Source organism: Caedibacter taeniospiralis (assembly GCF_002803295.2).
Taxonomy (GTDB): domain Bacteria; phylum Pseudomonadota; class Gammaproteobacteria; order Francisellales; family Francisellaceae; genus Caedibacter; species Caedibacter taeniospiralis.
In genome coordinates this window covers 25,531-38,318 of record NZ_PGGB02000008.1, presented here as the reverse complement: position 1 = coordinate 38,318, position 12,788 = coordinate 25,531, and the positions used below count along the sequence as shown (strand labels likewise).

Genomic DNA, 12,788 nt, shown 5'->3' with positions numbered 1-12,788 from the left:
AGGGCGTATGCAATACGCCCCTACATTTATGCCAATCAAAATTGGTGAAAATTCTGGCAAAACCTAAAATACGCTTGCTTTGAACCTTAGCCCCAACGCTTCAGGTAACCCAAACATCAGATTCATATTCTGTACAGCCTGTCCTGAAGCGCCTTTAATTAAATTGTCAATAACACTGACAATATGCAAATAATCCCCATGCTTTTTAATCGACAACATACAGGCATTGGTGTTCACGACCATTTTCAAATCGGGTTCATGCTCAAGTACTTTGACAAAAAGGCTGTCCTCGTAAAATTGTTGCAATAACAGTTTGGCGCCTTGCTCAGTTAATGACGATTTAAAATAAACAGAGGCAAAAACGCCGCGACTGAAATTCCCACGCATTGGAATAAAAAGAAGCTGGCTTGTGTCAGGAAGCTTCAGCGCTTGCTTTATCTCTACCAAATGCTGATGACTAAATGCCTTATAAACCGAAATATTGTTTGAACGCCAGCTAAAATGTGAGGTGTCCCTTGGCATGACCCCTGCCCCCGTTGAGCCAGTAATCGCATTGATGTGAATATCACCTTCAAAATGGGCAGAAAAAGGCACAAGTGCCAGTGTGATTGCCGTAGCAAAACAACCAGGATTGGCAATGTTCTGCGCTGAGGCTATGCGTTTTTTTTCAACATCTGCCAGACCATACATGAATGTCGGATTTTGTTTTGTATCACGATGATCCTGGCTTAGATCGATTATCTTTGTCTTTGGGTTGAAGACATGCTTGATGAGTGTTGCTTTCGCTTGATGGTGACCAACACATAAAAAAACCACGTCAACATTTTGATGAATTTCTCCATCAAATCGGCGTTTATCATCAATAAAATAATAGTCATGATGAGTTGCAGCAATGAGTTCACCTTGTTTTGATTCACTATGAATGAACACAACCTCGACTTTTGGATGGAGCATTAAGATGCGTAAAAGCTCACCAGCCGTATACCCAGCCCCACCCATGACTCCTACTTTGATTTTACGCTCTGTTGTAATACGCTTCTCTTCCATAACCACTATCCTGTTATCATTGCATTTGCCACATCTGACTTACTGGAGTTACGCACTTTTGCTGCACTACCCCGCCTCGCAGACCTGACCGCTCTGGAGTGGTCAGGCAGGCTCGGCACCCCTTCACCAGTGAAGGGGAATTTTTGGAAAGCTTCTCCATTAATTCCCCTTCGTTAGCGAAGGGGTGGACGCGAAGCGGACGGGGTAGTCGTCAAAATCAGTAAAAGTACGCAACTCCAGTGACTTGGTCACTTTGAGGTTGTTTTGTAGCTGGTAATAGGTGGCTAACTGATTACTCATCACCTTAGTGAAGCCTTTGACATCATTACCGCTAAAGCTTGTGTTTTCCTCTCCATATTTGGCACTTTGCGCCTGCATTAAATCATGCTCAGATTGCACGCCTAACAGCACAAAGTGGTATGGCTTAAGCAGTACGAAAACATCTCCTGTTACTTTTGCTTGTGATGACAATAATAGTGCTTCAACATCTCGTACTGCAGGATCCAAAAACTGACCCTCATGCACCATCTCGGCATAGGTGTCGGTAAGCAGGGTTTTAATTTTAAGCTGCGCCTTAGTCAGTACATGTTTTTCCAACAGGTGATGCGCCTTAATCAATATCAATGGAGCCGCAGCTTCAAAGCCTACACGTCCTTTGATATTAATAATGGTATCGCCGATGTGAATGTCACGTCCAATACCGTATTGGCTGGCAATGCTATTAAGTTTTTGAATGACTTGGATGGAATTGGATAACTCATCATTTAAGGCAATCGGCTCACCATTTATAAAAGTAATTTTCAGCATTTCTGCTTCATTTGTGCTTTTACTTAGCCCCGTTGGCCATGCCTCATCCGTTAAATATAAATGAGAAGTCAAGGTTTCAACACCACCCACAGAAGTTCCCCATAAGCCTTTATTGATTGAATAATTTTTTGTGCTTTGTGAGCAGGCAATTCCATGCTTAATCAAATAATCCTGAGTTTTGCTGCGCGAGAGTTTTAAATCTCTGATAGGGGTAATAATTTCAATATGAGGACACAAAATATGAAACATAAGATCAAAGCGCACCTGATCGTTCCCCGCTCCCGTACATCCATGTGCGATTTTACTGATGCCCATGCTATTAGCGGCTTTAGCGATTGTCATGGCTTGAAAGGTGCGCTCAGCACTCACCGACAGGGGATAGCAGTTATTTTTTAGCGCATTCGCAAAAATCAAAAACTTCACACATTGCTGATAAAAATCTTTAGTTGCATCAATACATTGATGTGTTTTAGCCCCCAGTTGATACGCTTTCTTCTCAATTTCTGTCAGCTCAATCGTACTAAAACCACCCGTATTGACGGTGACAGTATGCACTTCAAGCCCATGTTCGTGTTGCAAATATTTGACACAAAAACTCGTATCCAATCCTCCACTAAAAGCGACGATTACTTTCATTTTCTGCTCCTTTTGCTGCTCTCTTTGTGCTTGTTTTCTCACAGGATCATACAGCATCGCCGTACACAGACAGTTTTGATATTCTTTTGATTGTAAAATAGGGAAATTAACGCAACTCTTGCACCCCTGCCAAAATGTCTTATCGGTAGTCAGTCCCGTGAATGCTACAGGCTCATAGCCTAATTCATAGTTGATGTGCATCACTTGCGGATTGGTGGTTAAACCAAAAATCTTAGCCTCTGGGTAATAGGTTCTCGCAAGTTCAAATGCCTTGTTTTTTATCATCTTTGATAAGCCCAGATTTCGATAGGCGGGAAAAACAATGAGTCCTGAATTGGAGACATAACGCTTATCTTGCCAGGATTCTATGTAGCAAAAACCAGCCACCGTATTTAACAGCTGATCAATCGCAATGACCGCATGTTGCGTGCGTAGTTTGCCCTGCAGATAGCTTACACTACGCTTTGCAATACCTGTCTTTCTTTGTTTGGCGCTCTCTTCAATTTGTCTGGAAATCGCTTCGGCAAAACGGCAGTGTGTGCTATTAGCAATAACAATTTCAATATTTGATAACTTCATTCCAGGACTTCGATTCTTCAAAACGGAAAACAGACGATAGCAGAGAGTGAATGATTATAAAAATTCATTTTTATAATTTAGAGATCATTTATTTTAATCTATCTTTTGCCAACATTAACACCTTAATGAGCTGGTAGCGAGCTTCCAGGCTTGTAAAATTATCCCTAAATAGCCAAAGCCTTATCGGTTTATGCTGGGCTACCCTTAACTTCATGTAAATAACGCCCGCAACCAGCATATAACGCTCAATGAATATATTATTAAGCCATGTTTTAGCATAGAGAATATTTATTTCTCGTGCGTACGCAGTTTCAATCACATGAATACAATTAATTTTCTGTTTGCTGTAATAACTCATGAGGCTACCCATTGCGGCAAACAGGCAGAACAATAGCCCTAAATAGAAAAACCACGCATGCAATAAATAAAAAACGATAAAAAATGAAATCATAAAAAGTAGCGATACTACAATTATTTTCGCTTTAGAGGGCTTTAGCTCAATTGTTGTCGTTTCCATTTTTACTTAATCTGACATCGGTAAACTGATGCTCAAAGTAAATCAATCAGTAAAATTTAAGTGCAAATGCCTGTATTGCTGTGTTAGAACGCACTATATGTAAAATCAAAACTGTTGAACACCAGCGACTTGCCACAGGTGTTCACCATCTTTGCGCGTAAAGTGCCAGATTTCTTCAAAATTTTGCCATACGCTATTGCTGTCTTCTTGCACCTGCCCGACAAACATGACACTGGCAATCCATTGAGTGCCCTGGCGATCGCAATCAACCACTTTACAGCTAACGTCTTTGAATTGCGCCAGCTCATCATTCTGCTCAATATCGCTGATGACACTATGATATAGGTCTTCAGTGATGTAGCTTTTGATTTTTTCAAGACCTGCTTTATTGTTCAGTGATTGCAGTTGATTGAATAGGTTAAGCGCTTGATGGTTAAATACGGTTTCAGGAGTGCTGTCAGGAAGCTGACCATTTTTAATGGCACTGCTAACCTGCCCTTCCTCATGAGTGGAGCCTTCCTTTACTTGATGACTGGTAAACGCGTTGGTCGCTGAATGCAAAGGGGATGGCTGTTTGTATGCCGCATTATGTTGCGTGTTAGCAACTGAATTTTGTTGCATGGCTTTTCTACGCATAAAGAACATCAATAATGCAATTAAAGCCACAACGATTAAAACTCCAGTCATGCCTTGAGCGCTAAACAGCCAGGCAAATAACGCTCCAAGCCCAAGCGCAGTTAGAACCTTGCCAAACATGCCCATGCCACCTTGCTTTTGCGCTGCACTGCCTGCCGCGGTGTTGTGTGTCTGTGCTGGGGCAGAGCGACTGTAACCATGGCTTGATCCCCCGCCAAAGCGTTTGGCTTCAGCTAATTGAAAGCCTGACATCGCCAATAACAGAAACGAAAAAATAACAGTAATTTTCTTAAACATGTAATCCATATCCCCTGGTTATATTTGTAGAATCCTGGATGAGCATAGCTAAAACCTGCTGTACACACCAGCGTGATCTCACATTAAATTTTGGGCTTCGACAGAATTTCAGCCCATTTTTCATTTGAACAATCGGGCGGTGACCATCTTTCCACCCACTTTGTGAAAAAGCACCATCATAACCTTTGATTTCATCAAGGTTTTTGATGGTAGCTTGCTTGTTTTGGGCGGATACTTTGTCTAAGCCAACAATCGTAGGGGCGTATTGAATACGCCCTTGTGGGCAGAAAGATGGTCAACCCCAAATTTTGTGAAGAGTTTAATTAAGCTCAGACGTGCTTATGATTTTTTAGTGCCCCAGTTTAGTTCCCCTTAAATGATGGAGAAGAAAGGGTTGTGTAATAGGCATCGAAAAAGCGCGTAAATCTGGTTACAATAGCGAAAATTTCGTGATGAGAAGTAATTATGCTAAGCCTTATTTCTCCTGCAAAAAGTCAGGATTTTAGTAAAAACACCCCCGTTGAAGTGACGACTGATCTGATGTTTAAAGCCAAGACTGCTGAGCTTGTCGTTAAGCTTAAACACTATAGCCCAGATGAGTTTGAATCCTTAATGAAAATTTCACCGAAGCTTGCAGAAGGGGTTTTTGAAATGTATCTTAACTTTGATGTGGAGCACTATACAAAAGACAATGCCAAGCAAGCACTGTTTGCTTTTAGCGGTGATGTTTATCGCGGACTTGAGGCATTGAGTCTAAACCAGGATCAGATTGAATACGCGCAATGCCACTTATTAATGCTATCAGGTCTCTATGGTCTTATTCGACCATTGGATTTGATTCAGGCATATCGTTTGGAAATGGGCATAAAATTTAAGATTGATGACACGTTGTTGTATGACTTTTGGCGCGAAACACTAACGCATAAACTCAATGAAATCATCGTGAGAGATGGACACAAGGCAATTGTCAATTTGGCATCAGACGAATATAGCAAGGCGATTAATAAAAAAGCTGTTAAGGCAACATGGCTTGAGATTGATTTTAAAGAATATCACAAAGGTAAATACCAAACGATAGCGCTTTTTGCCAAACGTGCGCGTGGAAGGATGGCGCGTTATATCCTGGATCATAAAGCTGATACTATCGATGCACTTAAAGACTTTCACTATGACGGTTATATGCTCAATCCAGAGTTTTCACGCACAGAGTCCTTGTGCTTTACTCGTATCAAACCGTGAAGATTAAGTTACTCGCTTTGGGCGAAAAAATGCCAAATTGGGTGCAGGAAGGCTTTGATGAATATCAAAAACGTTTAACGGGCTCATCAATACAATTGCAATTAGTAGAGTTGCCTATTGCAAAGCCCACAAAGACGGGATCTATCGATGGCTGGTTAGCCCAGGAAGCCAAAACGGTTCTATCAAAGCTTAATGATCAAGACCATCTGGTGGTGTTAGATGTTCAGTCTCAGCCTATCAGTACCAAAGAGCTTGCGACCAGAATGAAAAACTGGCAGCAGAATACCCCGAATGTTGCCATCGTGATTGGTGGACCTGATGGCATTGATGAGTCAATTAAACGCATCGCCCGTGAAAAAATATCGCTGTCAAAAATGACGTTTCCACATCCAATTGTACGCATTATTTTTGCGGAACAGATCTACCGCGCGTGGACGATCTTGCAGGGTCATCCTTATCATAAATAACAGAGGACTAAATTAAGGGCTTGCATTGGGAGGCTATCTAAAGATACATGGCGGAATGGACGGGACTCGAACCCGCGACCCCCTGCGTGACAGGCAGGTATTCTAACCAACTGAACTACCACTCCGCGTAGATGGTGCCGACACCAGGACTTGAACCCGGAACCTGCCGATTACAAGTCGGCTGCTCTACCAGTTGAGCCATGTCGGCAACAGGAAGGCATTCTATAGAATTCAGGTTGGATGTCAACTGCAAAGTTTCAAAAAATATGAAATATCTGCCTTGATCAGCAGCTGTTCTATCATGCAGAATTTATATGGGTTAGAAGGCAAAGCAAACAAGGAGGGAGAGGATGAAAGCATCACAAGAATTTAAATTACACAATGTTTCTTGTATGAGCTGTGTCAGTAAAATTGAAAAAACGCTGGCGCAATTGTCCCTGATCGACAATGTTCGGGTAAACTTTGCAGAGCGTACACTCCTGGTGCTTGGCAGTGTCGATGCTGATGAAGTCATCACTGCTTTGGCTAAAATTGGTTATCAGGTGAGTTCTAGTCGTGAAGAAGTGACAGCTGATATTCTTCACAAAACAGATATGGCTCAACTCTTGAAGATTATCATTCCAACGGTACTTGGGCTGTTTATTATGGTCTATGGGATGTCTGCTCAAGCGGCTATGATAACGTCTGATGCCGTAAATCTGTTTTGGCTTTGCATGACAGGTTTGACGTTGTTCATCCTGTTCTATGCTGCTCAGCACATGTATTATGCGGCCTATAAAGCGCTTTTGCAGCACCATGCGACCATGGATACCTTAATCAGCCTTGGAACTTTAGCCGCCTGGGGCTACTCTGCGATGGTTATTTTCTTTCCTTACTGGATGCCAGAGAATGCGCGACACGTCTACCTCGAAGCCTCATTATTGATCATTGCTTTGGTTAATTTAGGTGCTTTTTTGGAAGTAAAAGCAAGAGGAAGGACCTCCCTGGCAATCCAGCATTTAATTGGGTTGCAACCGCAAACGGCACACGTGGTGCTAAAGGATGCCAAGGTGCAAGAGGTAGCAATTAATTACATAAAGCCTGGAGATTTGCTGAGAGTCCGACCTGGTGAAAAAATTGCATTAGATGGGATTGTTGTGGTAGGGAAATCGCATGTTGATGAATCGATGCTAACAGGGGAAGGTATTGCAGTATCTAAAAACATTGATGATGAAGTCTATGCAGGAACGATAAATAAAAATGGGAGCTTTACCTATAAGGTAACTAAGGCAACCAAAGATACTCTGCTTGCGCAAATCGTGACTTTAGTGAAAAATGCGCAAAGCACAAAACCCTCTATTGCCAAACTTGCCGATGTTGTTTCAAGCTACTTTGTCCCTGCTGTTATGATCTGTGCTGTGATTACGGCGCTTATTTGGTTTAACCTCGGCTTTTCTGCCGGTTTTGCAGTGGTAACGAGCATCACTGTTTTGGTTATTGCTTGTCCCTGTGCACTGGGGTTGGCAACGCCAATTTCAGTTATTGTGGGCATGGGGAAAGCTGCACAAATGGGGGTCTTGATTCGTAATGGTGAAGCCTTGCAAAAATCAAGTCAATTAAACCATGTTGTACTTGATAAAACAGGGACGATCACGAAGGGTGAGTCTGAAGTCATCGCGATTGAGTGTGTTGAGGGTGTGTCGGAAGATTATTTATTGCAGATTATGGTAAGTATTGAAGCGCATTCAGAGCACCCGCTGGCAGAAGCAATCGTTAAAAAAGCGAAAGACAAGTCACTGAGTTTACTACCAGTCAGCCATTTTTATAGCCATACAGGGTTGGGGGTTAGCGCTAAAATAGAGGATAAAAATGTTGCGATTGGAAATGTCAGGATGATGGAAAACTGCCAAGTTGAGGTGAGTGCATTTATGGATACTTTCAATCAAATGTCTCAGCAAGGTCAAACCGTCATGTTTGTAGCGCTAGAATCAAAGCTCATGGGTATTGTCGCAGTTGCCGATCCCATCAACGAAGACGCCTTGGCTGCAATTAAAAAGCTTGAGGATTTGAATATAAAGATCACTATGGTAACAGGTGATAATAAGCGTACGGCGTGGGCTATTGCCAGTCAGTTAGGCATCAAAAATGTGATGGCAGAAGTAATGCCACAGGATAAAGCCAGTTATATCGCTTCATTGCAGCAGCAAAATCAACCTGTTGCGATGGTGGGTGATGGCATCAACGACGCCCCTGCATTGACGCAGGCAGACGTTGGCTTTGCAATTGGTAATGGGACGGATATCGCGCTAGAAAGTGCAGATATCACGCTCATGAGAAGTTCGTTGACTGGAGTGGTTGATGCTATTGCGGTTTCTCAAGCAACTATGAGGAATATTAAACAAAATTTGTGGGGTGCGTTTATTTATAATGGTTTAGGGATTCCGATTGCAGCAGGGGCATTATTCCCATTAACTGGGATGCTGTTAAACCCGATTATTGCAGGGGCGGTGATGGCGGCATCCTCATTAACGGTCATTATTAATGCAAATCGGTTGAGATTTTTTGGCTCTGACCATCTTTCTGCCCACCGTCACCCTACTTGAAGCCAGGGGCGAAATATTTTCCGCCCCTGGCTGGATTCCCGCCTTCGCGGGAATGACCGTGACTATTTGTCTCGGCGAAAAATTTGTTTAAGTCGATTTTTTAAATGAACATAGGAGCAGCATATGATTTTTTGGATAGTAAATGGATTGGGAGTAATCCTTATTTTATTGATTGTTTATTGGTTCTGGCTGTTAAAGTAAAGCTCTCAAATAGCCTTTTGCATCTGACTTATATGGACTTCCTCCTCAACAGGCATGAATCAAAGATTCTGCCATGCCTATCCAGAAATATCCAGATCCCAAAAACGACACTGTCTTTAGGCGCTTATTTGGCACCGAAAAAACGAGGGCATCCTGAGTATCCTTTCGATACCCTGTCATAATCGAAAGAACATGATAGCTATTTGATCTCAATCGGATCAATATCAATCGTGATTTTCGCTTTTTTGCGCGCTTCGGCTGTCGCTGCAGAAATCATCTTTAGTAGTTGCTGTAATGCTTTGCGTGTGGTGGCAGTCAGCATAATCATAAAGCGGTAATGCCCTGCTTGCTTGATGTTAATAGCAGGAAGCACCGAAGAAACCTGACAGTGTAACTGTTGCTGTGCATTGCAGTGAATAAGTGTTTGATAAATTTTTTGCAGGCTGTGAGTACATGTGCTTGTTTTGCTGGCTTGAGCATAGATATAGGCCTGACAGGTGTAGGGTGGGTAGTTTAAAAGCTTACGTGTTTCAAGTGTTTGTGCTAGAAAGTGCCCATAACTTGATTGAAGAATTAAGTGCAAAAGCGGGTTATCTGGCTGATAGGTTTGCAGGTAAACGTCTCCTGCTTTGTTACCTCGCCCTGTTCTGCCTGCCACCTGAATGATCAGTTGCGCTGTTTTTTCAATTGAATGAAAATCCTGACTATAAAATCCCGCATCAGCATTGATGATTCCAACAAGGCTTACATTCTGAAAGTCATGCCCCTTGGCAATCATTTGTGTGCCAACGACAATGTCTACTTGTCGTGATTGTATATCATTAAGTGCGGTTTCAAGTGAGCCCTTTTTTTGCGTTGAGCTACGATCCAATCGGGCAGTCTTAGCAGAAGGAAAGATAAGATTAAGTTCATCTTCAAGCTTTTCGGTGCCATGTCCAAGATCAGTAAGATTATGTGATTGGCAGTTGGGGCATTGCAGAATAATATTACGCGCCTTACCACAAAAATGACACGCGAGATGTTGTGGTTTTTGATGCAATGTATAGGGCTTCTCGCATTGATTGCAGTTGGCGCACCAGCCACAATCCTGGCAGATTAGACTATGAGCAAAGCCACGACGATTAATAAATAATAACACCTGCTCATGTTTGGCAAGTGTCTGTCTGATTTTATCGATAAGCGTTGGGCTTAAGCCTGCCTGAGTTTGTTGCCTTTGCAGATTAATGATATGTACCTGGTTGCTCAGTTGATTAAGTGCGCGATTTTTTAGGATTAATAACTCATATTTGCCATTCATAGCATGATAATAGCTTTCGATCGATGGTGTGCCACTGCCAAGAATAATGGGCACATTATGCTGTTGTGCTTTAACGATCGCGATATCGCGAGCGTGGTAGGTGGGGATGTTTTGCTGCTTGTACGAGCCATCATGTTCTTCATCAACGATAATCATCCCCAGGTTAGGGGTGTCAAACAAAAGACCCGAGCGTGTGGTAATGAGGATCTTGATCTCTCCGCTTTGCACTTTTACAAATAAATCAAAGCGCGCTTGGTCACTCAGTTGTGAGTGAATAGCAGCAACAGGGTTGTTAAAGCTTTGCTGAAAGCGCGTTAGCGTTTGAGGGGTGAGATTAATTTCAGGCACCAGTATTAACACCTGCAGACCACCTTGGATAATGGGCTTTATGGCTTCAATATAAACTTCTGTTTTGCCGCTGCCTGTGATTCCAAAGAGTAAAAAGGTTTTGAAGCTATTAAGGTTTTGGTGGATGCGAGCAACAACTGCCTGTTGATTGGGCGTTAATGTACGTGGTGTGCATTTCACTGAGCAGGAATTAGATGCTGCAACAGGTTGGTCTTTTTTGCGGATAATGTTTTTTTGAAGCAATGCTTTAAGTGTTGCCTGATTGATCTCTTGTGCCAGAAAGGCTTCATGAGTGAGCGTTTGATGCTCTTTTAGCAGTGCGATTGCCTTAAGTTGTTTGTGTGCATTTTGGGGAGGGATAACCGTGACGTTATTTAGCTGATAGCTTATCTGATGTGAAATTTCAGGATGCTCTTTTTGTAGATAGAGTTTGGGAAGGGATAATTTAAGCGCCTGGTAGAGTGTGCATTGATAGTATTTAGCGAGCCATTTAATCATTGCAATACTTCGATCTGACAACAGGGATTTATTATCGTCAAGCAGTTTAGTAACAGGCTTTAATTCATCGCGTGATAGCTGGGTGGTTGGATTAATTTCGCTAATCATGCCAATGACCGTGCGTTTACCAAGTGGTACAAGGACACGAGTAAATGGCGTAGGCAGGTTAGCAAATGGATATAAATAGTCTAAGCCTTCTTCAAAAGGTCCTAGAACCAATACCCGTACAATAGTCATTGACGATACTTAGCGGTTTTTATATGTGATAATGCGATTTAGAAAAATGGCTGTTAAGATTATGATAGCCCCAATACCAAGCACATAGGCAGGGGCCATTGGATTGGCGGTTGCTTTAATGGTGCCGATGACAATCACTGGTGTTAATCCACCAAAAACCGCAAATCCCAAATTGTAGGCAAAACCAATGCCGCTATAACGCACATCTTGTTGAAACAGGTCAATTAAAATCGCAGGAATACTTCCCCAGCAAAGCGCCCCTAGTATGGCACTTAAAACAAGAGCGATAAAATAAATATTCTGGTGATCAACATAGATATGATAGATGATAAAGCTTCCAAAAATCGCCACGATGACGCTAACAATAAGAATGATTGATCGACTGATTTTATCGGCAAGAAAACCGACGATAATGCAGAAGACTGAAAGAAGAATGACTCCCAGGCTGTTAATCCACACAAAGTTTTTCAATTGGAGTTGTAAAATAGTGCCAAAATAAGCAGGCAACAGCAAAAACAGGGTCACAAAACACAGAGCGCCAAATGAAACAACAATTGTCGCATAGACGAGATTCCAGCGATGGGTTAATAAAACCTTTGTCAGCGGTAATGAAAATTCGTTTTGCATGAAGGGTTTGAAGTCCTCTATTTCCATCAATTGTTTGCGTAAGTAGTAAGCGATAAAGCCAAATATGCCGCCTAGAATGAATGGGATGCGCCAGGCATAAGCCAGCATCTGTTCGTGACTGAAAAACTGTAATAGCACTGCCTCAACAATAAATCCAACAGCAACCCCTGCTGTCAAAAAACAGAAAACGACACCTGTCATAAAACCCTTGCGTTTGGGAGCTGATTCACTGACATAAGTGATGGCTCCTGGGATTTCACCGCCCACCGAGAAGCCTTGCGCAACGCGGCAAATAACCAGCAAAATGGGGGCTAACATCCCAACAGATTGGAAAGTAGGTAAAACCCCGATTAAGAAAGTTGAGATTGCCATGATTAGAATTGAAATCGTAAAAGTCTTTTTACGACCATGTTTATCGCCAAAATGTCCGAAAATAATGCCACCAAAGGGGCGGACAAGGTAGCCAACTGCATAGGCGCTAAAGGCAATTAAAAGTGAATTAATCGCCGAGTATGCTGGGAAAAAAAGCGCTGAGATATAGCTGGCAAGCAGGGCATAGATAATAAAATCATAAAACTCAAGCATGCCGCCAAGGCTTGACAGTAGAAGTGTTTTACGTTGGTTTTTATTTAACATCTTCATTAATAGCTTCGTTGTGAATGGCGTTACTCAGTCTACCAATCCTGTTTTTTGCAGGCTAGTGATATTTGCTTGATTATATTGAAAGTTTTAGTTTGGTTATAGTCAACTTGGATTGTTTTACGTATAGTGTG

General features: G+C 42.2%; 10 protein-coding genes and 2 tRNA genes. 4 read left to right on the top strand and 8 right to left on the bottom strand.

Annotation, left to right across the window (positions count from 1 at the left end; genetic code table 11):
* Positions 1-63 precede the first annotated feature (63 nt).
* The 4 genes from argC to CU053_RS04305 all read right to left on the bottom strand — a co-directional run bounded on the left by argC (position 64) and on the right by CU053_RS04305 (position 4,519).
* A complete protein-coding gene (argC, locus tag CU053_RS04320; protein WP_100550909.1) occupies positions 64-1,047 on the bottom strand; it encodes an N-acetyl-gamma-glutamyl-phosphate reductase in 984 nt (327 codons plus the stop codon).
* A 159-nt stretch (positions 1,048-1,206) separates the two neighbouring features.
* Entirely contained in the window at positions 1,207-3,069 is a 1,863-nt protein-coding gene (argG, locus tag CU053_RS04315) for an argininosuccinate synthase (RefSeq protein WP_100550908.1), read from the bottom strand.
* An 88-nt stretch (positions 3,070-3,157) separates the two neighbouring features.
* Positions 3,158-3,520: a hypothetical protein gene (locus tag CU053_RS04310; protein ID WP_158106999.1), complete on the bottom strand. Its 363-nt coding sequence runs from the start codon at positions 3,518-3,520 to the stop codon at positions 3,158-3,160.
* A 171-nt stretch (positions 3,521-3,691) separates the two neighbouring features.
* Complete coding sequence (locus tag CU053_RS04305; RefSeq protein ID WP_100550906.1) at positions 3,692-4,519, bottom strand: TIM44-like domain-containing protein; 828 nt, start codon at positions 4,517-4,519, stop codon at positions 3,692-3,694.
* Between the two features lie 465 nt (positions 4,520-4,984).
* Between CU053_RS04305 and yaaA the strand changes: the two genes are divergently transcribed.
* A complete protein-coding gene (gene yaaA, locus CU053_RS04300; protein ID WP_100550905.1) occupies positions 4,985-5,758 on the top strand; it encodes a peroxide stress protein YaaA in 774 nt (257 codons plus the stop codon).
* On the top strand, positions 5,755-6,225 hold the full coding sequence (gene rlmH / locus CU053_RS04295) for a 23S rRNA (pseudouridine(1915)-N(3))-methyltransferase RlmH (RefSeq protein WP_100550904.1): 471 nt from the start codon (positions 5,755-5,757) through the stop codon (positions 6,223-6,225). Before yaaA ends, rlmH begins: the two co-directional genes overlap by 4 nt.
* A 48-nt stretch (positions 6,226-6,273) precedes the next feature.
* On the opposite strand, the gene CU053_RS04290 is transcribed toward rlmH, so the two are convergent.
* Positions 6,274-6,350, bottom strand: a tRNA-Asp gene (locus CU053_RS04290).
* Between the two features lie 7 nt (positions 6,351-6,357).
* Positions 6,358-6,433 (bottom strand) — tRNA-Thr (locus CU053_RS04285).
* Positions 6,434-6,575: 142 nt separating this feature from the next.
* On the opposite strand from CU053_RS04285, the gene CU053_RS04280 reads away from it, so the two are divergent.
* On the top strand, positions 6,576-8,807 hold the full coding sequence (locus CU053_RS04280; protein ID WP_100550903.1) for a heavy metal translocating P-type ATPase: 2,232 nt from the start codon (positions 6,576-6,578) through the stop codon (positions 8,805-8,807).
* Between the two features lie 104 nt (positions 8,808-8,911).
* Positions 8,912-9,190, top strand: a complete 279-nt coding sequence (locus tag CU053_RS04275; protein WP_158106998.1) for a hypothetical protein — start codon at positions 8,912-8,914, stop codon at positions 9,188-9,190.
* Between the two features lie 17 nt (positions 9,191-9,207).
* Here the strand turns inward: CU053_RS04275 and priA are convergent, their stop codons facing one another.
* The gene (priA, locus tag CU053_RS04270) at positions 9,208-11,388 is read right to left on the bottom strand and encodes a replication restart helicase PriA (RefSeq protein WP_100550902.1); all 2,181 of its coding nucleotides are present in this window, start codon (positions 11,386-11,388) and stop codon (positions 9,208-9,210) included.
* A 9-nt stretch (positions 11,389-11,397) separates the two neighbouring features.
* Complete coding sequence (locus CU053_RS04265; protein ID WP_100550901.1) at positions 11,398-12,651, bottom strand: MFS transporter; 1,254 nt, start codon at positions 12,649-12,651, stop codon at positions 11,398-11,400.
* Between the last annotated feature and the right edge of the window lie 137 nt (positions 12,652-12,788).

Coding starts and splice junctions, on each gene's coding strand:
- argC (WP_100550909.1), bottom strand. CDS start 1,047: ATGGAAGAGAAGCGTATTACAACAGAGCGTAAAATCAAAGTAGGAGTC.
- argG (WP_100550908.1), bottom strand. CDS start 3,069: ATGAAGTTATCAAATATTGAAATTGTTATTGCTAATAGCACACACTGC.
- CU053_RS04310 (WP_158106999.1), bottom strand. CDS start 3,520: ATGATTTCATTTTTTATCGTTTTTTATTTATTGCATGCGTGGTTTTTC.
- CU053_RS04305 (WP_100550906.1), bottom strand. CDS start 4,519: ATGTTTAAGAAAATTACTGTTATTTTTTCGTTTCTGTTATTGGCGATG.
- yaaA (WP_100550905.1), top strand. CDS start 4,985: ATGCTAAGCCTTATTTCTCCTGCAAAAAGTCAGGATTTTAGTAAAAAC.
- CU053_RS04280 (WP_100550903.1), top strand. CDS start 6,576: ATGAAAGCATCACAAGAATTTAAATTACACAATGTTTCTTGTATGAGC.
- CU053_RS04275 (WP_158106998.1), top strand. CDS start 8,912: ATGAACATAGGAGCAGCATATGATTTTTTGGATAGTAAATGGATTGGG.
- priA (WP_100550902.1), bottom strand. CDS start 11,388: ATGACTATTGTACGGGTATTGGTTCTAGGACCTTTTGAAGAAGGCTTA.
- CU053_RS04265 (WP_100550901.1), bottom strand. CDS start 12,651: ATGTTAAATAAAAACCAACGTAAAACACTTCTACTGTCAAGCCTTGGC.